General features: G+C 40.9%; 26 protein-coding genes and 1 riboswitch. Of the genes, 10 read left to right on the forward strand and 16 right to left on the reverse strand.

The window, feature by feature from the left end:
* Nucleotides 1-118 precede the first annotated feature (118 nt).
* Genes DWZ33_RS04960 through DWZ33_RS04970 form a run of 3 tightly spaced genes read left to right on the forward strand, consistent with a single transcriptional unit; the run spans nucleotide 119 to nucleotide 3,023 of the window.
* Nucleotides 119-733 (forward strand): 4Fe-4S binding protein, encoded by a 615-nt coding sequence (locus DWZ33_RS04960; RefSeq protein WP_118454003.1) that lies wholly within the window; start codon nucleotides 119-121, stop codon nucleotides 731-733.
* A complete protein-coding gene (locus tag DWZ33_RS04965) occupies nucleotides 730-2,268 on the forward strand; it encodes an ABC transporter permease/substrate-binding protein (RefSeq protein ID WP_118454004.1) in 1,539 nt (512 codons plus the stop codon). The genes DWZ33_RS04960 and DWZ33_RS04965 overlap by 4 nt, the downstream gene beginning before the upstream one ends.
* 11 nt (nucleotides 2,269-2,279) lie before the next feature.
* The gene (locus DWZ33_RS04970; RefSeq protein WP_118454005.1) at nucleotides 2,280-3,023 is read left to right on the forward strand and encodes an ATP-binding cassette domain-containing protein; all 744 of its coding nucleotides are present in this window, start codon (nucleotides 2,280-2,282) and stop codon (nucleotides 3,021-3,023) included.
* A 36-nt stretch (nucleotides 3,024-3,059) separates the two neighbouring features.
* Here DWZ33_RS04970 and DWZ33_RS04975 read toward each other — a convergent pair whose 3' ends face one another.
* The 5 genes from DWZ33_RS04975 to DWZ33_RS04995 all read right to left on the reverse strand — a co-directional run bounded on the left by DWZ33_RS04975 (nucleotide 3,060) and on the right by DWZ33_RS04995 (nucleotide 7,164).
* On the reverse strand, nucleotides 3,060-3,578 hold the full coding sequence (locus DWZ33_RS04975; RefSeq protein WP_118454006.1) for a CpXC domain-containing protein: 519 nt from the start codon (nucleotides 3,576-3,578) through the stop codon (nucleotides 3,060-3,062).
* Between the two features lie 405 nt (nucleotides 3,579-3,983).
* Nucleotides 3,984-5,030 (reverse strand): DUF4097 family beta strand repeat-containing protein, encoded by a 1,047-nt coding sequence (locus tag DWZ33_RS04980; RefSeq protein WP_182425532.1) that lies wholly within the window; start codon nucleotides 5,028-5,030, stop codon nucleotides 3,984-3,986.
* On the reverse strand, nucleotides 5,027-5,608 hold the full coding sequence (locus tag DWZ33_RS04985) for a DUF1700 domain-containing protein (protein WP_182425534.1): 582 nt from the start codon (nucleotides 5,606-5,608) through the stop codon (nucleotides 5,027-5,029). The genes DWZ33_RS04980 and DWZ33_RS04985 overlap by 4 nt, the downstream gene beginning before the upstream one ends.
* Nucleotides 5,601-5,918 (reverse strand): PadR family transcriptional regulator, encoded by a 318-nt coding sequence (locus tag DWZ33_RS04990; protein ID WP_118454009.1) that lies wholly within the window; start codon nucleotides 5,916-5,918, stop codon nucleotides 5,601-5,603. The genes DWZ33_RS04985 and DWZ33_RS04990 overlap by 8 nt, the downstream gene beginning before the upstream one ends.
* A 70-nt stretch (nucleotides 5,919-5,988) precedes the next feature.
* Nucleotides 5,989-7,164 carry a GGDEF domain-containing protein gene (locus tag DWZ33_RS04995; RefSeq protein ID WP_118454010.1) on the reverse strand — a complete coding sequence of 392 codons (1,176 nt, stop codon included), beginning with the start codon at nucleotides 7,162-7,164 and terminating at the stop codon, nucleotides 5,989-5,991.
* A 547-nt stretch (nucleotides 7,165-7,711) separates the two neighbouring features.
* On the opposite strand from DWZ33_RS04995, the gene DWZ33_RS05000 reads away from it, so the two are divergent.
* The 7 genes from DWZ33_RS05000 to DWZ33_RS05030 all read left to right on the forward strand — a co-directional run bounded on the left by DWZ33_RS05000 (nucleotide 7,712) and on the right by DWZ33_RS05030 (nucleotide 14,450).
* Nucleotides 7,712-8,713, forward strand: coding sequence for an ABC transporter substrate-binding protein (locus DWZ33_RS05000; protein ID WP_022936975.1), 1,002 nt, complete (start codon nucleotides 7,712-7,714; stop codon nucleotides 8,711-8,713).
* Nucleotides 8,714-8,736: 23 nt separating this feature from the next.
* Complete coding sequence (locus DWZ33_RS05005; RefSeq protein WP_022936976.1) at nucleotides 8,737-9,633, forward strand: ABC transporter permease; 897 nt, start codon at nucleotides 8,737-8,739, stop codon at nucleotides 9,631-9,633.
* On the forward strand, nucleotides 9,626-10,420 hold the full coding sequence (locus DWZ33_RS05010; protein ID WP_118454011.1) for an ABC transporter ATP-binding protein: 795 nt from the start codon (nucleotides 9,626-9,628) through the stop codon (nucleotides 10,418-10,420). Before DWZ33_RS05005 ends, DWZ33_RS05010 begins: the two co-directional genes overlap by 8 nt.
* A 70-nt stretch (nucleotides 10,421-10,490) precedes the next feature.
* On the forward strand, nucleotides 10,491-11,396 hold the full coding sequence (locus DWZ33_RS05015; RefSeq protein ID WP_118454012.1) for a helix-turn-helix transcriptional regulator: 906 nt from the start codon (nucleotides 10,491-10,493) through the stop codon (nucleotides 11,394-11,396).
* A gap of 59 nt (nucleotides 11,397-11,455) precedes the next feature.
* Nucleotides 11,456-11,731: a DUF3795 domain-containing protein gene (locus DWZ33_RS05020; protein ID WP_118454013.1), complete on the forward strand. Its 276-nt coding sequence runs from the start codon at nucleotides 11,456-11,458 to the stop codon at nucleotides 11,729-11,731.
* A 94-nt stretch (nucleotides 11,732-11,825) separates the two neighbouring features.
* On the forward strand, nucleotides 11,826-12,698 hold the full coding sequence (locus DWZ33_RS05025) for an NAD(P)/FAD-dependent oxidoreductase (protein ID WP_118454014.1): 873 nt from the start codon (nucleotides 11,826-11,828) through the stop codon (nucleotides 12,696-12,698).
* A gap of 48 nt (nucleotides 12,699-12,746) precedes the next feature.
* Entirely contained in the window at nucleotides 12,747-14,450 is a 1,704-nt protein-coding gene (locus tag DWZ33_RS05030) for a GNAT family N-acetyltransferase (protein WP_118454015.1), read from the forward strand.
* Nucleotides 14,451-14,476: 26 nt separating this feature from the next.
* Here the strand turns inward: DWZ33_RS05030 and DWZ33_RS05035 are convergent, their stop codons facing one another.
* The 11 genes from DWZ33_RS05035 to DWZ33_RS05085 form a co-directional block, all read right to left on the reverse strand.
* On the reverse strand, nucleotides 14,477-15,868 hold the full coding sequence (locus tag DWZ33_RS05035) for a M20/M25/M40 family metallo-hydrolase (protein ID WP_118454016.1): 1,392 nt from the start codon (nucleotides 15,866-15,868) through the stop codon (nucleotides 14,477-14,479).
* A 9-nt stretch (nucleotides 15,869-15,877) separates the two neighbouring features.
* Complete coding sequence (locus tag DWZ33_RS05040; protein WP_022936983.1) at nucleotides 15,878-16,609, reverse strand: amino acid ABC transporter ATP-binding protein; 732 nt, start codon at nucleotides 16,607-16,609, stop codon at nucleotides 15,878-15,880.
* Between the two features lie 9 nt (nucleotides 16,610-16,618).
* Nucleotides 16,619-17,734, reverse strand: coding sequence for an amino acid ABC transporter permease (locus DWZ33_RS05045; protein WP_118454017.1), 1,116 nt, complete (start codon nucleotides 17,732-17,734; stop codon nucleotides 16,619-16,621).
* Between the two features lie 12 nt (nucleotides 17,735-17,746).
* The gene (locus DWZ33_RS05050; RefSeq protein ID WP_118454018.1) at nucleotides 17,747-18,589 is read right to left on the reverse strand and encodes a transporter substrate-binding domain-containing protein; all 843 of its coding nucleotides are present in this window, start codon (nucleotides 18,587-18,589) and stop codon (nucleotides 17,747-17,749) included.
* 66 nt (nucleotides 18,590-18,655) lie between these two features.
* Nucleotides 18,656-18,824: riboswitch (Lysine riboswitch) on the reverse strand.
* A 104-nt stretch (nucleotides 18,825-18,928) separates the two neighbouring features.
* Nucleotides 18,929-19,180 (reverse strand): hypothetical protein, encoded by a 252-nt coding sequence (locus DWZ33_RS05055; protein WP_118454019.1) that lies wholly within the window; start codon nucleotides 19,178-19,180, stop codon nucleotides 18,929-18,931.
* A 2-nt stretch (nucleotides 19,181-19,182) separates the two neighbouring features.
* Nucleotides 19,183-19,680 carry a helix-turn-helix transcriptional regulator gene (locus DWZ33_RS05060; protein WP_118454020.1) on the reverse strand — a complete coding sequence of 166 codons (498 nt, stop codon included), beginning with the start codon at nucleotides 19,678-19,680 and terminating at the stop codon, nucleotides 19,183-19,185.
* 221 nt (nucleotides 19,681-19,901) lie between these two features.
* Complete coding sequence (locus DWZ33_RS05065) at nucleotides 19,902-20,108, reverse strand: helix-turn-helix domain-containing protein (RefSeq protein WP_118454021.1); 207 nt, start codon at nucleotides 20,106-20,108, stop codon at nucleotides 19,902-19,904.
* A 1-nt stretch (nucleotide 20,109) separates the two neighbouring features.
* Entirely contained in the window at nucleotides 20,110-20,721 is a 612-nt protein-coding gene (locus DWZ33_RS05070; protein WP_118454022.1) for a hypothetical protein, read from the reverse strand.
* 12 nt (nucleotides 20,722-20,733) lie between these two features.
* Nucleotides 20,734-21,351 carry a hypothetical protein gene (locus DWZ33_RS05075; protein WP_118454023.1) on the reverse strand — a complete coding sequence of 206 codons (618 nt, stop codon included), beginning with the start codon at nucleotides 21,349-21,351 and terminating at the stop codon, nucleotides 20,734-20,736.
* A gap of 143 nt (nucleotides 21,352-21,494) precedes the next feature.
* On the reverse strand, nucleotides 21,495-22,310 hold the full coding sequence (locus DWZ33_RS05080) for a DUF1835 domain-containing protein (RefSeq protein WP_118454024.1): 816 nt from the start codon (nucleotides 22,308-22,310) through the stop codon (nucleotides 21,495-21,497).
* Nucleotides 22,311-22,392: 82 nt separating this feature from the next.
* Complete coding sequence (locus DWZ33_RS05085; protein WP_118454025.1) at nucleotides 22,393-22,914, reverse strand: cysteine hydrolase family protein; 522 nt, start codon at nucleotides 22,912-22,914, stop codon at nucleotides 22,393-22,395.
* Nucleotides 22,915-22,918: the final 4 nt, after the last annotated feature.

Genomic DNA, 22,918 nt, shown 5'->3' on the forward strand with positions numbered 1-22,918 from the left:
TTTGTCTCTAACTCCCATTGACTGCTTTTTAGCTGCTAACTCACATTTTTGTACCTACTTCCTATTTATCCTATAAACTATAAACAATTTTATCATCAAAATCGACAGGAGGTCCCCGATGAAAACAAACAATCACTATCTGAATATGTTAAGAGAAATTAAAAGTGCCGCGTTCGCAACGGTTGATGAAAACGGCTGTCCGCAAAATCGAATCATCGATATCATGCTTGTAGAGAATGATGCTCTGATATTCTGTACCGCTAGGGGCAAGGCGTTTTACCGCCAGCTCTGCTTAAATCCAAATACCGCAATCCTAGGCATGACTAAGACATACCAAACGATTTGGCTTACCGGCAAAGCAGAACATTTATCCGATCAGAAATATTGGATTGATAAAATCTTTGAAGCGAATCCCGTTATGAATACCGTTTATCCCGGTCAATCCCGCTACGTGCTTGAGCCTTTTTGTATCCGCAACGGTACGCTTGAATACTTTGACTTAAGTAAAACGCCAATCACCAGAGCATCATCAGCGATTGGAACTGCTGAGCCATTAACAGAGGGTTTTGAAATCAGCGATGCCTGCATCAGCTGTGGAAAATGTGCAAAAGGCTGTCCCCAGCAATGCATTCAGCAAGGCAACATTTATGAAATCAAGCAGACACACTGTCTGCATTGTGGATACTGCATGGAAGTATGTCCGATCCATGCGATCAAAAGGAGGATCTTATGATTCAAGATATACTGACATTACTTACTGAAAGAAGTGCTTTTTTCATTAATCTTTGTATTCAGCATATAACCATATCTATGATTGCCATTTGTATTGCAATCATTATCGGCGGCTGCATTGGCATCTTCGTCAGTGAATACAGCAAAACCTCTAAGCCCGTTCTGGGCATCATCAATTTTCTTTATACGATTCCTTCTATATCCATGCTTGGCTTTTTAATTCCGCTAAGCGGCATCGGCAATACGACGGCGATCATTGCCCTTACACTCTATGCCTTGCTGCCAATGGTCAGAAATACTTATACCGGCATCCGCAATGTGGATGAGAATATCATCGAAGCATCAAGAGGCATGGGCAGCACTGATTTTCAGATTCTTACCAAAATCAAGCTGCCGTTAGCCCTGCCGGTAATCATGTCCGGTATCCGCAACATGGTAACAATGACAATCGCCTTAGCCGGTATTGCATCCTTTATCGGTGCCGGCGGCTTAGGTGTCGCCATTTATCGCGGCATTACGACTAATAACGCGGCAATGACAATTACCGGCAGTCTGCTCATTGCACTTCTTGCCCTGGTTTTTGATGCCGTTTTAGGCTTTATTGAAAAATCGCTGCAGGTTAAACACATCCGCCGCAATCAGCAAAAAATCACGATCATCAGCGGCAGTATCGCCGGCCTTGCAGTCTTGCTTGCGGCCTTCATGTTCTTCAGTAAACCCGCTGACAATACGCTCCATATCGCAACCAAGCCTATGACGGAGCAATATATTCTCGGCGAAATGCTTGAGATTCTGATTGAAGAAAAAACTGATTTGAATGTAGAAATTACTCAAGGTGTCGGCGGCGGCACATCAAACATTCAGCCAGCGATGGAAAGCGGTGAGTTTGACTTATATCCTGAATATACCGGTACGGGCTGGAACATGGTTTTAAAACAATCAAAGCTGTATACGGAAGACATGTTTGATCAGCTGCAAAGCGGCTATCAGGATCAATATCAAATGGAATGGGTTGGCATGTACGGTTTTGCGAACAGCTATGCACTGGCAGTAAGAAAATCCATTGCTGATCAATATCATTTAGAGAATATATCGGACTTGCAGGCAATTGCCGATCAGCTGATCTTTGGTGCTGAATATGACTTCTTTGAACGTGAGGACGGCTATGACCCATTGTGCGCAGCCTACAATCTGCATTTTAAAAGTACCGTTGATCTTGACATCGGTTTAAAATATCAGGCAATCAATGAAGGTAAAATTGATGTTATGCCGATTTTTACCACAGATGGTCAATACAGCATTGCTGATATTACCGTGCTGAATGATAATTTTAATTTCTATCCTTCCTATCAATGCGGCAACGTAATCCGCTCTGAGGTGCTGCAGCAGCATCCTGAACTCAATGAAATCTTTAAACAGCTGGAACAAATTTTAACCGACAAGGAAATGGCTGAGATGAATTATGAGGTTGAAACCATGGGGGCTGAGCCAAGGGATATTGCCACGAAATTTCTGCGGCAGAAAGGTTTAATATAGGAGGTGTGACTATGACAGCAATACTGCAATTTAAGAATATAGAGAAAAAATATAACGATAAAGCAATCATTAAAGATTTTAATTTAGAAATTGAACAAGGCGAATTTTTATGCATGATCGGCTCCTCAGGCAGCGGCAAGACAACACTGCTGAAAATGATCAACGGTCTGATTCTGCCCGATCACGGCAGCGTCTTGGTGAATGGCAAAAATATTCAGGAGGAGGATTTAATTACCCTGCGCCGCAGTATCGGCTACTGCATTCAAGGCAGCGTGCTTTTCCCGCATATGAATGTAGAAGAAAATATATCCTATGTGCCTAACCTTTGGAACAAGCGGGATAAACAGAAAACCAAAGCTGCAGTCGCAAAGTGGATGAAAATTGTTGGGCTTTCTGATGAACTGCGTACCCGTTACCCTTCTGAATTATCCGGCGGTCAGCAGCAGCGGGTTGGCATTGCCCGTGCTTTGGCGGCTTCACCGAATATCCTGCTGATGGATGAACCCTTTGGTGCTGTCGATGAAATTACCCGCAAACAGCTGCAAAAGGAAATCAAGGACATTCATCAAAAAACAGGAATCACGATTATTTTCGTCACCCATGACATCAATGAAGCCTTAACGCTTGGTACCAAAATCTTAGTGCTTGATCAAGGTCAAATCCAGCAATTCGCTCCACCGCAGACCATTGTTGAGCAGCCGGCCAATGAATATGTAGAGCGGCTCTTAAACGGCAAAACAATTCCCATAAAATAATAACAGCGATAGTCATGACGGCTATCGCTTTTCTATCTATAACAAATCTACATCAATTACCTCATGCGTGGGCGGCGCCAGCTTGGCAGCAAGCTTATCATAATCAGCTTTCGCAACACCGCTGATTTGACCCTCACAGGTAAACCATAAATACTCGCCGTCACAATCAAGAAAATACAGAAGCTGCTTCCCATTCTTTGACAGCAGCCGGCGCTTGATTTGAAACACTGCCCGATCATCTAAATGCGCATCTGCGATGCGGATCATTTCTTTAAACTGCTCAGCGTCATGTACCAGCCTCTGAATACAGCGGTCATCATGCAGAACCTCTGCTTCCTTCATGAATAAAATCAAATGCTGCTTCTTATCTACATAAACACATGGATAAAGAAAATGAATGGGCGTGTTGCATCGGCAGCGAAGCGTAAAAAACTCATCATTTAAAATCTGACGCTTAAGATCAGATTCAATATTCGGATTGACAATCGTTTCCGCAACTTTCAGATTCACATGAAAACAATGCGGACACTTTAATTGTAATAAAACCTGTTTCATCGTATCACCATGGACATTATAAAACAAAAGAAGCGTCAGGGGAAACGCTTCTTTTGCTAATTATTATTTATAAGGGGATAGAATATGAATGAAACTAGATTAGGGATTGTCTATTTTCATTAGGCAAGTTCTTTTCCTTGCCTGATAATACTATACCCTAAGTCTATCAATAAAATACATGAGAACTATGTTTTTTTATGTGATATGAAAAAAAATCCGCAAAGTAAAAGAAGCGTCAGGGGAAACGCTTCTTCTACTAAATTATTTATAAGGGGATAGAATATGAATGAAACTAGATTAGGGATTGTCTATTTTCATCGGCAAGTTCTTTTCCTTGCCTGATAATACTATACCCCAAGTCTATCAATAAAATACATGAAAACTATGTTTTTTTATGTGAATCAATTATTTCGTGAATGCCAGTTTGGCGTTGCTGTAGTCAAGCATCAAATCAAGCTCATATTCTGCACCTTCTCTATACTGTGAACTTATATTGGCATCACCATGAGTTACCACAGCATTGGTTGAATATTCATCCTCAGCACCCTTTAATGTACCTTCAACATCACCATGGCGCAGATCCACATAAATTGACTGAACATCATTATCCTGCAGCTGCAGATTGACATAGTTGCCATCTACGCAAAGACCCGCCATGGATGAGGTTTTGATTTTGGCATCTTCATGAGCCATAATGATATTGACCTGTTCGGCAAACTTACTATCCGCGATCGTTAAGGAGCTGTAATTAAAATCATTTCTCATTAAATCAGCTTCTACATTTGACATCTCAACACTGCCATGGCTGCTGCTAATCCTTAAGTCTTCACTAATCTTTAGCGTATCATATTCACTTTCCATATACCCATCCTCGATACTCAATGATCTGCTTTGAAAGTTTTCCAGATATGATTTGCCATGTGCGAATTGCAGACTAACACTCTCAGCATCAATTGACGTCAGCCAACAATCACCATATTTATAATCTACCGTAAACATACTTAATGATTGTAAATCCTTAATTTGTGCATCACCATGACTGCCATTAACCGCAAGCACGCCTTTAAAAGCTTTAGGCACCTGTATCGTAACAACCGTATCCTCGCGATCTGTAATGGTAAACCAATTCATCAGCTTCAGCACTGATTTCTTTTCAAGATCAATTCGATTACTTGTAACATTTAAATTATATTGCAAGGATTCACTTTCCGGATAAGTAATAACAAAATCATCCGTCGGCGAAGTTTCAATCACTAAATCGCTGTATGATACAGAAACCGTCAATTTTCTGATTTCATCCAACGGTATGGTTTCCGTCCGATAAACAACCTCTTCATCAATCACTGTACTCAGCTTGTATACATCAAAATCCACCGACGCAAAACCGCCCAGGATCAGCAGCAGCCCTGCTGAAATCAGCATTAAACTGATTTGTTTTATCATTTTAATCATGCTTTCACCGCCTTCTGCCATTGGCTCAAACACCAGCCAGGCATGCTTTTACAACAATTCACAAAGGTTGGCGTCCATGCTTTAAAGCCAAACCAGCACCATGGGGCCAACCCGATGCTGAGCAGCACTGTCCCAACCAAAACAACAAAAGATGGGAAATTGGCACTATATACACTTGGCATTAAGAAGAATCCGCAGACCGCCATAATCAAAAAGCAAAGGCCAAAAACAAGCAAGATCACCAGCAATAAGCCCCATACCAACAAGAGAATCAAAAGAATAACGGGAATCATCAGCCAGATTGGTGATGTTAAGACGATCAGAAACCATTTCACAGCACAAGGTATGATATTTGTACGTTTATCTTTCTCAATCGGCTCCTCTTTAATTTCATCATATAGATTCAGCGACAGTTCATCCAAGCCATCCAGACTTGCCACTGCATCCTCCTCACTCATTCCCTCTTCGATACGATCCTCTAACGCTTCATTATAAAAGTTAATGAGACGATGTCTTTCCGATAAGGGAAGCAGTTTGATCCGCTGCTCAAGCAGCTGCATAAATTCCTGCTTATTCATTTTCATTTCCTCCTTTGATGTACTCATAAATATTCATAATCTGATCCCAGTCTTCAAGAAATTCATCGATGCGTTTCCTTCCCTTTACGGTCAGATGATAATACTTTCTTAATCTGCCATTATGTTCCATAGTATAAACCTTCAGACATTCACTGCTCTCAAGCCGTCTTAGAATCGGATACAAAGTCGATTCAGAAATGGCAACACAGACAGATAAATCTTTAATGATTTGATACCCATAGGAATCATTCTTTTTCAAAGAGGCAAGTACACAAATCTCAATCAAGCCTTTTTTTAATTGTATGTCCATCTAAATACCTCCTTATGCAATATATTATACATTGCATAGTATATAGTGTCAATCAAAAAAAAGATAAGGATCAGACATCCTTATCACTGTTGCTTATTTTATGCTTTTTCTTATATTCATACATAGATGAATCAGCCCGCTTAATTGTATCTAAAATATTCTTATCCACAGTCGTGTCATAAACGGCATAACCGATTGAAATACTGAAAAGATATGCCTGTTTTTCATTTTCCTCTTTGACTTTATGAACCATTATATGAACCATATCCTTTAGATAATCCGGCGTATAGTTTTTAAGAATTACGATAAATTCATCACCGCCCATGCGATAAACAGCACTGTCATCAGGAATACAGCTTCTGATAATATCACAGCAGCGTTTAATATACTGATCACCGGCAGAGTGACCGTAGTTGTCATTTACCTGCTTCAATCCATCAAGATCTAACATCAGTACCGAGAATGGATATTCACCGGCAAACTCAAAATTACTCAAATCTACCTCCAGGGCATTGCGGTTCTTTAAACCCGTTAAAAAGTCGGTGTTTGCCAAATCCTGATAAGTAGGATTGGAGATTCGCTTAAATAGCTTTATCGCAATAAATGCCGCAACAAAACAAGCAGCCAAAATTACCAAGGGAGTTACGATCCGCATTGTACGGAAGGTAGCATACTGGCGGTTAGCATCAAATTCAATGCCTAAAACACACGCAATCTCATCATCCTCAACAATTGGAAAATACGAGATAAATACATTTCCCCACGTCGTATGATTGATTTCATTAGGTAAAACCGTCTCGCCATTCAGCGCCCGCTGCAGATCAGGGATACACTCAGGTTCGATCAAATCACCGATATAACGGAAATCATCATTGTCACTTGGCAAGCCATCAACTAAATATATAAAATCACCGTCTGTTGTTTTCTTCGCCGTATATAGATAACGCACACTGGTTACTTTGCGGATATCTTCCATTTTATCCTTAGCAATCTGATAGAGCTCACTTTGATCATCCTCACGCACATTTAGTTCAGTGAACATTTCACGGATCATCTCATCTTCCAGCGTATCTCTAATCGTAGACGCCCGGCTTTGAAGCTCGTCAATCATATTATTATAAGAAAGCCGATAATTAATAAAAAAGATCAGAGAACAGGAAACGATTACAATGGCCGCAGTTAAAACCGAAACCTGCCAATCAACCCGGCTTTTACGTTTTTTTATTTTGCTGTGCTCTGTATCCATATGATGTGCCCCTTTAAGACTATATATATTATTTTAACAGATATAAGAAATTAAGAAATATAGAAATTGCTTTTCCGGATTAAATTTACAATTTTATTATAATTTCACGGATGTATAAAAGATGTAAACTATGAAAGAGCATGAATATGTATTGTAAATTTTCATTTTCATATTGACAAACTCTTTCATCAGGAGTATTCTATATACAAACCTAAGACAGGGAGATAAAACCTGATACGCGCTGATAGAGAGTTAGGCATTGGTGGAAGCCTGACAGAAATGCGGTCTTGTAAATGGACCCTGGAGGGACAGGTGAAAGGATGAAAGTCCAAGTATCTGAGTACGGAAGTTCCCGTTATCGAACAGAAATGTGTTTGCATTTTGAAGAGTGGATGTTATACATCAATTAAGGTGGTACCGCAGGAGCGATTTCAACGCACTTGTCCTTATGAAAGAGATTCTTTCAGGACGGGTGCTTTTTTTATTAGTTCCCTTCTCAATACAAACATAAGTAGCGATTCATTTCATGAAAGAGAGGAAATTGAAAATGAGAAAAATATCGACTTACTTATTGGCAGGCTTAATGACCTGCATGCTGGCAGGCTGTGCTAATGAAACAGCGCCAACTGAAAACCCGTCAACTGCGGATCATGTTTATAAGATTGGTTTAGCACAGATCATAGAACATACGTCTTTGAATACGATTCGTGAAAGTATGCTTGCAGAGCTTGCGGTCTTAGGCTATAAGGACGGCGAGAATATTCAGGTAGATGCCAAGAATGCTCAGGGTGAACAATCAACACTGAATTCAATCATGCAGACTTTTGCCGGTGATAATAAGGATCTTATCGTAGCGATTGCTACACCAACAGCGGCGGCGGCTGCCCCGTATGCCGAAAATATTCCGGTGATCTTCTCAGCTGTATCTGACCCGGTAGGTGCCGGTTTAATCACTGATCCAAATAAGCCGGATAAGAATATTACCGGTACCAGTGATGAGATTCAGGTTGCTCAGATTCTTGATTTAGCACGTACCATCGATCCTGAATTAAAAACCTTAGGCTATATCTATAATGCCGGTGAAGCAAATTCCGTATCCAATCTCGATAAAGTAAAAGCATATTGTGAAGAAAATGATCTGACATTGGTTGAAGCTACGATTTCCGCAGCCGCTGAGATTCAGCAGACTGCACAAGTGCTTGCCAGTAAGGTAGACGCTATCTTTGCCCCAAATGACAATACGATTGCCAGCAGCATTGACGCATTGAATATGGCAGCTCAGCAAGTACAATGTCCGGTATATGTCGGCGCTGACAGCATGGTTCAGGACGGCGGCTTTGCAAGTATCGGTATCAATTATGAAGATTTAGGCAAAGAAACAGCAAGAATGATTGCCAAGGTAATTGAGGGCAGTGATATTTCAGAGATTCCGGTAAAAGTATTTGATACGAATCTTTACACATATTTCAATCAGACAACCGCTGATGCTTTAGGTATTACAATTCCTGACGCATTAAAGAACAGCGATACGACAGTAATTTTTGAATAAACGATAACAACAGGAGTGAGAACATGAATCTATTTATCATTCAAGGCGGTTTTGAACTGGGGTGTATCTTTACGATCCTTTCCCTCGGTTTATTCATCTCCTTTAAAATTTTGAATATCCCCGATCTGACAGTCGATGGCTCCTTTACCCTTGGAGCTGCCGTTTCTGCCATGCTGACGCTGGCCGGCCATCCTTTTTTAGGCTTGGCTGCGGCGCTTGGCTGCGGTGGTTTGGCAGGTGCTGTAACCGGTATCCTGCAGACTAAATTAAAAGTTCAATACATTTTATCCGGCATTTTAACAATGACTGGTCTGTATTCCATTAATCTGCGGATCATGGATAAGCGGCCAACGATTTCACTGTTTGGCTTTGATTCAATTTTCACTCCATTTAATCAGCTATTTGGCAGTGCTTATGCGAAAACGATTGTGCTCTTTCTGCTGGTCGTATTAATCATCGTCTTCATGCTGCTGTTTCTCAAAACGCAAAGCGGTCTTGCTTTGCGGGCTACCGGCGATAATGAAGTCATGGTTCGCGCGTCTTCAATCAATACTGACCGAATGAAAATTCTTGGTTTAGCTTTAGCGAATGCCCTTGTTGCCTTATCCGGCGCCGTCTTTGCTCAGCACCAGAGCTTTGCGGATCTATCAAGCGGCATCGGCATGATGGTAATCGGACTCGCCTCAATTATTATCGGCGAAAGTCTGATTAACCGCAAACCTCTGCTTGTGCGTCTGATCAGCGTTGCTGCCGGGGCAATTATTTATCGTTATATTTTAACGATTGCCCTGCAGTTCGGCATTGAGGCCAGTGATTTAAAACTGCTCTCTGCCATTCTCGTTACGGCTGCTATTTCTATCCCTTCTATCCAGTCAGCCATCGCTTTCAGACGCCGCAAAGGAGGCCGCAATCATGCTTGATTTAAAAGATATCAGTATTACCTTTAATGCCCATACCGTTAATGAACGCAAGGCTTTATCCCATCTGAATCTGCATCTTGATGATGGTGATTTTGTGACCGTCATCGGCAGCAACGGCGCTGGTAAATCGACGCTTCTGAACGTGATTGCCGGTACGTATGAGCCAGATGAGGGAAGCATCTTTATCGATGGTCAGGATATGACCTTCACCAAAGAACATAAGCGGGCCAATGTGATCGGTCATCTCTTTCAGGACCCTATGAAAGGAACGGCCCCCAATATGACGATTGAGGAAAACCTCGGTCTTGCCTACTGCCGCGCCAGTGGACATGGACCGCTGTCATTGGGTATCCGAAAGAAAGAAAGAGAATTCTTCTATGAAACATTAAAGGCATTAAACCTCGGCTTAGAGGATCGGATGAAAACAGAAGTCGGCTTACTCTCCGGCGGTCAGCGTCAGGCATTAACCTTGCTGATGGCAACGATTGTCACGCCAAAGCTGCTGCTGCTTGATGAACATACAGCAGCCCTTGATCCGAAAACCAGTGAAAAAGTAATGACGATTACCGATGATATTATTGCTGAACATCACATTACGACGTTGATGATTACCCATAATATCTCCAATGCCCTTGAATATGGCAATAAAACACTGGTCATGAATGACGGACAGATTGCTTTCATCTTAGAGGGTGAAGAAAGAAAAAATATGACGGTGGAAAAATTAATCAGCTTATACAGCAGTAAGACTGAAAATGAATTTTCTGACCGCATGATTCTTGAATAAACAGGCACTTGAAAAAGTGTCTTATTTTTTGTTCTGTGGTAAAATATCAAATGAAAGCTGAGGGATACCGATGAAAATTGAACGGCTGATGGCAATAATTATAATCTTGCTGCAAAACAAGAAAGTCACAGCAGCTATGCTGGCACAGAAATTTAATGTATCGAAACGCACGATATACCGCGATCTTAATGATCTAACCTTGGCAGGCATTCCTATCATAAGTAACACCGGCAGCAATGGCGGCATCATGATGGATGAAAATTATAAGCTTGATAAAACACTGTTTACCAAAAAAGAACTGCAGGCGATATTTACCGGCCTTTTAAGTTTGGACAGCATTGCTGCCGATAATCGCTATCAACAAATCATGGATAAATTTTTATCTGATAAACATGGCATCTATGCCGATCAGCACATTTTGATTGACTTGTCTTCCCATTACAAAAACACCTTGGCTCCCAAGATTGAACTGATCCGCAAAGCGATTGAGACAAGCTGTGTAATCGGTTTTGATTACTGCGGTTCAAAGGGTGAGCATCAAGTGCAGCTCAATCCCTATTTAATTGTTTTTCAATGGTCGAGCTGGTATGTGTTAGGCTATGAAGCAGACGCTGAACAATTCAAGCTCTTTAAATTAAATCGCCTGTGGAATTTAAAGCTGAGTGAACAACCCTTTGAGCTAATGGATATCCCTCAGGAAAAGCTAGCCTTTAACACTTATTTTACCGATACGATTCATGCCGTCATCCATTTTAATAAGAATGTTAAATACCGAGTAATTGAAGAGTATGGCATTGATTCCTGCACCGAACTGAATGATCATTTGCTGCGTTTTGAATTTGATTTTACCAATAAAGAATATCTGCTTGAATGGGTGCTGAGCTTTCATGATCAGGCTGAATTGATTGAACCGGCAGAATATCGCCAGGAATTAAAAGCACGGGCACTGGCATTATATAATAAATATTTTGAATAGTGACATACAGCTGTCATCATGCCTATGTTACACTCTATCCTATAAAGGAGAGTGGAATGATGATTGAATCAAGATGCGGCTTGTTATGCAGCGAGTGTGAGTTTAGAAGTTCGATGAATTGTCAGGGATGCACAAACATTAAGAAACCGTTTTGGGGTGAGGCATGTCCGGTAAAAACGTGCTGTGAGGATAAGGCATTGGCTCATTGTGGGTTATGTCATGATTTTCCCTGCGCCCTGCTTCAGCAATTTGCCTATGATACCGATCAGGGTGATAACGGCAAGCGGATTACCCAATGCCGATGCTGGTGTCAGCTGACAGCCATCCATGATTAAGAAAACCGGTGTCCGGTTTTTTTTATATTCTTATGCAAAAGAGATGACGTTAAGCAAAGAATCGGCTATACTAATAAGGAAAAGAGGGTGCAGCATGAACGAATTATACGATATTGCGATCATTGGCAGCGGGGTAGCCGGTCTTCAGGCCGCCATCAATGCAACGATCCGGAAAAAGAACATCATTGTATTTGGTAATAAAAATTTATCAACCAAGTTAGTCAAAGCCCACCGCATTGATAATTATCTTGGTTTTTATGGTAAGAGCGGCAGTGAAATTGCCCAAGCATTTCAAGAACATATTCAGGCAATGAATATTGAAATTACCGAAGAAAAGATTACCGCCGTTTATCCAAATGGCGACAGTTTTATGCTGGCTGGTGCCGGTAATATGTATGAAGCCCGCAAGGTCATACTGGCCAGCGGCGTGGAACTGACACGTTCCATTGAAAATGAAGCTGATTTCTTAGGCATGGGTGTTTCCTACTGTGCTACCTGTGACGCGCCGCTTTATAAAGGCCGCTCTGTAGTGGTTGTCGGTTATAGTGAAGAAAGTATCCATGAAGCAAATTACATTGCGGAAATCGCTGAACATGTTGATTTTGTACCGGTTAATGTTAAGACTGATGATTTGAAAAGTTCAATCAATATAGTCAAGGATGTGCCTTTGCGCATTGAAGGTGAGCAGTCAGCAACCCGTCTCGTATTAAAAAATCAGACATTGAATACCGATGGTATCTTTGTACTCAGAGACAGTGTTGAGCCTTCTCAGCTCGTTAACGGACTTGAAATTGAAGACGGTCACATTAAAGTAAACCGTCAGATGGAAACTAATTTCCATGGTTTATTTGCGGCTGGCGACTGCACAGGCAAGCCTTATCAGTATATGAAAGCAGCTGGTGAAGGTCATGTCGCAGGCTTAAGCGCCGTTGATCAGATTGACAAAGAAAATGCAGGTATTCAATAATCCGGTTCAGCCGGATTTTCTCTTGATTAATAAAAAAGCAGGTGTGTTATGATAAAATTCAATCCTCAAGATTATAAACAGCTGGCAGCGCTGTTTAAGCAATACAACAATCATGATTTTAATTCCAATATCTGTTCATGGATCATGTGGGATCATGTTTATGAGCTGTATATGGAAATGCACGAAAACTATACATTATTGCTGATTCATATGCATGACACATGGGAATGGCTGACCCCTTTATGTGATGAACGATACCGCCATGAAGCGATGGATGCCATGCAGCGTTATAGTAATGAGCATCACTTCCCTTTTGTTCTCTGTGAAGTATTAGATGATTTCAAACGCTGGTGCCAGCAAGCACACTATCCATTTGTCTATCAGCGGGAAAGAGAAAGAGATGATTATGTCTATGATATTGCCCAGCATCGTGATTTAACTGGTAAAAAGATGCAGAAAAGGCGCAATCATTACAATGCCTTTATAAAGGAAAATGGCAGTGATTATAGCTTTGAACCTTTAGCTCCCTCACAATTTGATGAATTATACGTTTTCTTAGATACATGGAAAAATAACCACAGTCATATTCAGGATATTGAAAATGAATTGATCGGTATCCGACGCATGCTTGCGAATTTTGATCAGCTGCCATTATTAGGCGGAATATTGAGAATTCATGGTCAGATTGAAGGCTTCATTCTCGCATCGCCGATTGATGATGAGCTGATTCAGATCCATGTGGAAAAGGTGAATCATGAATACCGCGGGTTAAGTGTCGCCATCTTAAAATGCTTCCTGGAATCCTTGCCTGCTGCCTATACCAAAATGGATAGGGAGGATGATTTAGGCTTGCCGGAGCTTAGAAAGGCTAAGCTTGATATGCATCCAATTTATCGGATTAAACGTTTCAGAATCTTACCCGGCAAGGCAGAGATCGTACCCGCCAATGATAATCTGCTGCCACAGATTAAAAATCTTTGGCTGAACAGCTTCCCTGATGAGAACCCATTAACTACTGCCTTTTATTTTGATAAGCTCTATGACCCTAAACAAACACAGTGTCTGCTTCATGATGATCAGCTTGTCTGTATGCTGCATCTGCGGGATATGGAACTGATGATGGATGGTAAAGTGACAGCGGCTAAATTAATTTTAGGAATTGCCACCGATCCTGAATATCAGGAATGCGGATATATGCGCCAGCTGCTTACTCATGTGCTTGATAAGAATACTCAGATACCTTTATTGATTCAAGCCTATGATTGGGAGCTGTATAAGCCTTTCGGGTTTGAAACAAGTTATAAACGGCGCAAAACCATCCTTCGCAAAGTGGCCTATGAGGGATTGGAGAAGCATTGTGACTGCTGTGAAGACGCCGCGGCCTTGCTTAGCTTGTATAATGAATATGTACAGGACAAGAATGGTTACCGCATCCGTGATCTGAGCTATTATCAAGATTATCTGATACCCTATGCGAAATGCAGCGGACGAATCTTAATTCACCGCTCACAAGATGAAATTGACGGTTACTTGGTATATGATGAAAATGAAGATCAGTTAATTGTCAATGAATTAATCTGCCGTTCACAGAAAACAGCCAATGCGATGATGTGCTGTATCTGTGACAGTGATAAAGAAATCATCGTTTATCATGTCGATGATGAAATTGTCGGTGATACGATTGAAGAGCCTTCAATGATGAGTCTGCATCTGCCGATTCATGAGAATAATTTTATATCTGAAAGTTTATAAAGAAAGATGGCGCGGCGCGCCATCTTTTATTTACATGTCTGCTGAATCAAATGAATTAATGAACGAATACCCTGCGCATAGGCTCGGATACTGATTCGCTCATTCGTACCGTGAACGCCCTTTGATACAATTTCCGCTTCTTCAATAAAAGGGCCGTAACGCAGAACGGTATCACAGATGCACTCATAATTACGAGCGTCGGTACTGCCGGTAACCAGATTGGGAATAAAGCTCACGCCGCCAAAGAAGGTCTGCAATGTTTCTGTCAGTTTTTGATAACCGTAACTGTCATAACGGGAAATGGCAGATGCATCATTGGCCTGGATAAAGCTGCATTTAATTTCATCACCAACCAATTTTAAACAAGCTTCAAGCAGCGTATCAATGCTGTCGTGACAGGCCAGACGGAAGTTGATGACAGCCCACATATTCTGCGGCATAACATTGCCTGCCTGCGCACCCTCACAGATCATTGTCGGTGCTATTGTTGTTGATACTTGATTGTATAATTCTTCACTGTTTAAATAATAATCTAATATTGCATTTTCATGAGCCTCAATGCTACTGACATATGTCTTCATCGGTTCCTGATTAATTTTAGGAGCCAATGTTCTCAATGCCGCTTTGTTTAATTCGCTTAACCGCGCAGGCAGCGGATGCTCTGCAATGGCTGTGATTGCCTTCGCAAGATGACCTAAAGACGTTCCATGCACCGGATTGGAAGAATGACCGCCAACACTCTTCGCTTCAAGTAAAAGATCTGCATAGCCCTTTTCACTTAGGCAGATGGAAGAAACCAGTGACCCTTTTGCGCCATAGACATCTCCTTCAATGATTTCACCGCCGCCTTCATCCAATACAAATTCAAGCTGAACGCCCTGCTTTTTCAAATAAGCAGCTATTCTCGCGGAACCGGTGTTGCACGTTTCCTCATCCTCGCCAAAAGCACAATAAATAGTACGTTTCAAATTCATCGCATGGTTCAGGCAATATTCCGCCGCTTCCAAGATGGCAAATACCATATTTTTGATATCTAAAGCTCCTCGCCCCCAGATCATACCATCGGCAATCGCTCCGGAATAAGGCCCATAGGTCCAATCTTTTTCAGTACCCTTAACAACCGGTACAACATCAAGATGTGACATCAGCAGGATTGGCTTTAACGTTTGATCACTGCCTGTCAGCTTAATCAGCATACTGTTGCCATGCATGCTTACCTCACCATGATGCATCACTTGCGGAAAAGATGTGCGGATTACATCATGCAGGCGTTTAAACTGAGCATCATCAACCTTGCTGACATCAACATAAGAGGTTGTCCTGCATTGGATTGCCTGACTCAGCCGACGGCATGCCTGGTGAATATCTAAATCTGGATACATCGTTTCATTTTGATATGTTTCATAAACAGTTTTCATATTTTTCTCCTATAAATAGCGGCTTAAAAATTCTCTTGTCCGCGGCATTTGCGGCTGGGTGAAGATTTGTTCAGGCGATGCTTCCTCTAAGATTACTCCCTGATCCATAAACACCACACGGTCACTGACTTCTCTGGCAAACTGCATTTCATGGGTAACAACAACCATTGTCATGCCCTCATTAGCCAGCCGCTGCATAACATCCAGCACTTCCTTGACAATTTCCGGATCAAGGGCACTTGTCGGTTCATCAAACAGCATAATTTCCGGATTCATACACAAGGCTCTGGCAATGGCGACACGCTGCTTCTGACCGCCGGATAAGGTTCGTGAATCAGCATAAATAAATTCCTTTAAACCCACAGCCGTTAAATGCCGGATGGCAATTGCTTCAGCTTCTGCTTGCTTCATTTTCTTTACCGCCGTCATTGCCAGCGTACAGTTATCCAATACATTTTTATTATTAAATAAATTGAAGCCCTGAAAAACCATGCCGATGTTTTCCCGCAATACGTTGATATCGGTACTCAGATCCGTCAGGTCTTGGTCTTTAAAATAAATATGACCGGCATCTGGTTCTTCAAGCAGGTTAATACATCTCAACAGCGTACTTTTACCGCTGCCGCTGGCTCCGATAATACAGACCACCTCACCCTTTTTCACATTCAAATTAATATTCTTTAATACACGCAGCTGATCAAAAGACTTCTCAAGATTTTCAATACGGATAATTTCTTCCATAAATGCCTCCTAATTACTGCTTGGAATACCGCGTGATGCCGGCATATCTAAACGGCGGGCCGCATAATTAAGCAGTCGGGTAATGCTATAGGTCAGCAGCAAATAAATCAGTGCTGTAACCAAATAAACTTCCAAGCCTTTATAATAAGTACCTGAAATTGTACTATTCGCAAACATCAGTTCAAAAAAACCAATGGTGGTAAGTACCGAAGTATCTTTAATATTAATGATAAATTCATTGCCGATTGCCGGTATACTGTTTTTAACCGCCTGTGGAAATAAAACCTTCATCATCGCCTGCCACTGAGTCATGCCCAAGGAGCGGGCCGCTTCCTTCTGCCCCTTATCCAAAGATTCCACACCGCCGCGCAGTACCTCAGCCAGATAAGCTGCTGAATTTAATGAAACGGTAATTGCCGAAGCCAAGAAGAAAGACCAAATTTTATTAACCTCGGAGATGGGCGCGTTTGGCATTGCCATACGGGCTAATGTAAAACCGATAGCATTGATAATCAAGACCTGAACCATCATTGGTGTACCGCGGATAATCGTCGTATAGGTTTTCGCAAAGCTTTGACCTATCAGTTTTAAAATCTGTATGCTGTCAGCATCACGGCGATCAGGAACCTGTATCCGCAGAAAGGAAAGCAGGATTGCCAAAAGAAAGCCGCATAAAGTTCCAATCAACGATACCTGCAGCGTACCGCTGATGCCTCTAAGGTAAGTCGCTCTTGATTGATAGGCCATATAAATCATCGATGGCACAAAGCCTTCCGGATTGCTTTCAGCATGGATTGACTGAACAAAGAGCTGAATGAATCTGGCAATACCGCAGTCAAGCAGTACGATACCAAAGAAAACAAGGGTAAAGATAAAATATCGATGCAGCCATTTCTGTAACGCTTTTTTCTTATGCGCATAGGCTGAAAAAGGTATATAAGCAAATGCGGCTGCCAAAAGCAAATACCACAAAATCATCGGAATCCGGTTATAGATTGATAGTGTAAAACTCCCCTTACATATTAACAGCAGCCATGCATCCAGCAAAGCAAACAGCCAGCCCAGAAACCAGGCATGCTGGGGATAAGCACGCAGCGTGGCAGCGTCATTTATTTTCAGTTGCATAAGCAAACCCTACTACGGCATTTTGGCTTGTGCCTGCGTCAGCATTTCCTGACGTGTTTCCGTTGGTATTTCAGCCAGCGCGGCATTTACCTGATCCAGCAATGCCGTGTCTTCTTTGCGTAATCCGATGCAGGCACCATTAAAGCCTAACTCAAACCCCTGTCCATCAGGAAAAGAAATCGTTACTAAATTAGGATAGACATTTGTATAAGCAACCGCTGATTCAGTATCTAAAACAATACCGTCAGCCGCTCCCTGATTCAGACGGGCAATCATATTTGCCACATCAGTGACCGGCGGCAGATGATCGACACCCTCGATTTGATCGATTACTTCATCATATTTGGTATTTTTCTGACCTAAAAGACTGGCACCGGCAAAATCACTGAGTGAATCAGCATCCGCATAGGATGAATTTTCATCAACCACAATCACATATTCAGTTTTACGAACTGAATAGAAATCAGAGAAATTCACTGATTGACGGCGATCCTCGGTATCTGCCATACCTGCAATGACCATGTCGATCTGACCGCTTTTTAATGAATCAATCAAACCGTCCCAGCTCAGCTTAACAATTACGATTTCCGCATCCAATGCCGAGCCGATCTGTTTTGCCATCTGCACATCATAACCCTCCGCATAAAAGCCTGACACATTTTCAATCGGCAGATTTGTATCACTGGCCTGATCCTCCTGCCAGTTATTCGGCGCATAGGCACATTCCATTCCTACCCGCAATACATTCTGATTATCCATGTCATTAGCCGGTGCATCATTACTGCCGCAGGCGGCAAGCGTACACAGCATCATGGATAATAAACCAAATCCAATAAAACTTCTAAAATATTTCATATTCTGATCCTCCTGTATAAAATAAAAAACGTCTTTGGTAAAAGACGCTTCACAATAGTTTCTATCGTAAAACAAAGCGCCTCTACAATAAATGTAGGAATCCTATGAGTATTTCCCATAGTCTCACACAAGCATAATGCCTTATCCTCATGTTCGGCGATGGCTGCCTTTCCATTTGATCACAGGATGCCTCCTCACAAATGTACTCTTCTACATCGCTACCTCTTGTTTTTTATTTATGAAACAAGTTTACTTCATTATGAAATATTTGTAAATAGTTTTCTGAAAATATTTATATCATTTTCTATGTAAGCGATAATCATTTTCAATCAATGAATCCTATAACCTTATTTCGACATATGTTCCATCCGCCGCTTCTACCTCAAGCAGTGTCAAAGATCCATGTGTTCTTTTGATATCATGAATCAGTCGGCCAAAAGCCTGCATTTGATGCGAACTGATTACCGGTACAGCGACTTGTTCTTGATTAACCCTGCGCAGCACATAAGATGTGCAAAAGGGATTCAGCAGCAACCAGTTAGGAACCGGGATGGTTAACGCCAGCTTCTTTGTGCGTACTTTAATCAGCATAATTATTCCACATAGATTTCCACATGATCGCCTTCCGCACTGTCAACTTCCATTAAGCGGCCGATCATACCATTTTCAACTAACTGAATGATTGCGGAAAGATCAATATTTTCAAAACCATGGGAGCCATTGCCGGAAACCTTGGAAATATCCAAGCCAATCTCAGCCGCCGCCTTCACTAAAGACATCGGCAGATTCATTCTGACCCGATCTCCCTTAACACTGTCAACGGTCATCCTGAGAAACATCTGATTGATATCCTTGCGCTCACCGGCCGGCAGCAGCACTGGCTGAATCTTTTCCTCAGGCAGAATCAATTCATCAAGGGTAACATGGAAAAATTTCGCCAGTTCAATTAACAGCGGCAGATCCGGAATTGATAAATCATTCTCCCACTTTGACACCGCCTGTCCTGAAACATTCAGTTTTTCAGCCAATTCATCCTGTGTCATGCCTTTCATTTTACGATATTCACTTATTTTAGTTCCTAATGTTTTCATTACAATACCTTGGGGCCGAAATGCTCTTCACCCCATCCTTTCTTACACGTTTATTATAAATGCCGAGCCGTCAGGAATGAACAGACGCATGGTTGAATAAAACAACGCTTCGTTGGATTTCTCCCAACGGCTGGTTGAGTTTATGAAAAATCCCGTATTTTACGCTTAGTATTTGAAGTATAGCCATTTTTATGTATAAGAAAGGGTTGGTAAACAAAAATTCAATCTTCCTTATAATTCAAGATATCCCCTACATCACATGACAATACCTTGCAGATCTTTTCCAATGTGGAAAATCGCACTGCCTTAGCCTTGCCGCTGCATAAAATGCTCAAATTAGCTTCTGTAATATCTATAATTTCTGCCAGTTCCTTTGCGGTCATGCCTCTTTCCAGCAGAATTTCCTTTAAATGTATTTGAATACTCATATCAGATCGTCAACCTATTCTCATTATAAAGCTCAATGCTTTTCACAAAAATCACCGCAGTCAGATTCAAAAGAAGCGCAGCTAAAAACTGGCCTGTCCATGATTCAAAACCATAATCATACACTGCAATCACAGCACTGCTGCCAATGCTTAATGTCATTAAACAATTAATCAGCATAAAAAACAAATTGGTAATTAACAGCCGAAAAGTGCATTTAGCCATTTGCTGAACAGCATCCGCATTATCCTTCACAAATAGTTCTTCCTTGCTTAAATTCACCATCAGACAATGATAGGCCTTAATGAAACGGAAGACAGCCGGCAGATAAAGCATAAGAAAAGCAAATATAGCTAGGATAAACAAAACACCGCTTGCCAAGCTTATAGAAGTTAGTGTCCCCGCGATTGACAGAAGGATAAAGACAACACAAATCAGCATTAAGGCAATAGAACCCATTGCCAGTACAATCAACAATCTAAGCAGGGCTAACTTTTTATGAAAATTCATTTGTTTCTCCTTTTTCATATAAATCAGCAGTAATAATAATGCAGTCACCAGCAGACTAAGTAAAAGCCATGGATGGTTTGAAATTGTTTCCTTATTTACTATCATTCATTTTACCTCCTAGACAATCAGGCAGTTCTCATTATATTGTTCTGCAGCTTTTTCATAAATAACCGTTATTACACTGATAACCAGCATCAATATAAAGAGTGATAAGATGCCATAAACCGAATCAAAGCTGTAATATAAAGATGGATATGCATGATTACTTGAAAAATCAATACCCATCATACATAAACAATATCCTATATTGGCTATTATGCGAACAATCAAGAGCTTCATGATACCTTGATTTACCTTTGACATAGCCATCAGATTTTCAGCATCAAAAATTCTTGCCTTGGAAAAATTATTAAGCATTATCAGACCGGCTTTAAAAATTTTCAATATCATGAACGCATAGAACAAACGGACAATAGGATCATACAAAATAAGCAGGCCGCCGCTGAATTTGATTTTAAAGTATTCAATTGAAAAGATAAAAGTTAAAATTATGCGAATACCGTAACCGATAATCAACAGCGATAATGCGAAATAAGCAGCGTATTTCAGCCATTGCACACGTTTTTGAAAACTTATGCGTGATTCATTGCGCCGATACTGCAAGACAAACAGAATAGCCGCGGCAGTAAGTATCAGCATAATCAGCGGATATTGATCAGCGAGTATAAAGTTCATAAATTCACCTCCAGTATTATTGAAAAACAATAATTTATAATTAAATTATATCATGAAATTATCGAAAAACAATAATTATCGGATAAAAATCAAGTTATCTCCCATCTTAACTTACGGTCAGAATAAAAGCTATGACATGTTCATCATAGCTTTGGCTGCCGGCATTTGAAAATATCATTCCTACCTATAAAATGTTGATAATGTTTCAAAATAAAGGTGAATATAAATTTAGGTGAAACCGAAATCTTTTCGTTTGAAATCATTTTACTTTGCACCTTATATAAGAGTGTATCTATATCATAATCAGCTTCTTCCTGTACAAAAGTCTTAATTATTTTAATCATGGATTCCTCATCCCTTAATAGGAGCTGCCCATTTTTGATCAGCCGAACCTTTTCAGGTTCCTTTTTAACACTGATCCATTCATGCTTCATTCTTGCAATCTTCTGATCAGATTTATCACATTCTTTTATCAGCTTAATAAAATCATTATCACATTCAGGCTCATCACTTATGAAGCCGGCTTGAGCAGATGTAACAAAGGGCTTACCCGTCTGTGGATGAATATGCTCAGAACAATTAATTAAGCAAATATCATTAGCATCATCAATTAGAGATAATGCAAATAAAGCGCCTATATATTCCCATGAAGCGTTACTAAACCAAATAACCATTGAATCATTCTTCTTAGTTATCGCATTTAAGAAGTCAGCATTGTTTTGAATATGATTCCTTATATAAGCCCTGTTATACTTATACGCTGAATCGCCAATAAATGCATAAGCTAAGAAATAATTCATGCGGTCTGAAGAATCATAAGGAATCAGCGGACCAATGCTTAGATCATCAGTATAACAAAAGGAAGAGTGAAAACCACATGTCCGCAAGCAGGCACGTGTACTTTCATCAAAACAGAAATGCTTTGCATTATAGAAATCGCTTAATTGTTTTTTACCCATAGCCGCCTGCTTTCCTAAATGAAGACTCTCACTTATAGCATCATAAAACAAAACTCTTCCAAGTCAGAAGAGCCACATTATTTTAAATTAATTCAATGCCTGACTGTTCCATCAGCTTCAGTGCCATGCTGTGATACCCCTCAGCCTTATGATGCTGCGCGTCATAAGTGGCAACCCCCGCTTTGACAATCTTTACCTTATGATTGCTGTCAATCTGATTCAGATAGGTTTTCAATGACAATGCGAACTGCAGCACACAGATATCGGTACAGCAGCCGCACAGCACAAATTCATCATAGCCATCATAGAGATGCGGATCAATCGCATGAAAAGCATTCGTTGAATTCTTTAGAATTTCCTTTTTCACATAAGGACGCAGTTCATCAATGACCTCTGATTCACTTGTTCCTTTAACACAATGAGAAGGAAAGCTTTTAAACTCAACAGCATCACGATCATGCGCATCACGGATGAAATAACAGTCACCGTCAAATTCACGAACAAGATTTTCAATGCATGGTACGATGCTCATAATTTTTATATCATGCATCGCGCCCTCTTTCACAAAGCCATTAACCATATCAATAACAAACAGTGCTTTCATGTTT

The organism is Dielma fastidiosa, from assembly GCF_003475485.1.
GTDB classification, from domain to species: domain Bacteria; phylum Bacillota_I; class Bacilli_A; order Erysipelotrichales; family Erysipelotrichaceae; genus Dielma; species Dielma fastidiosa.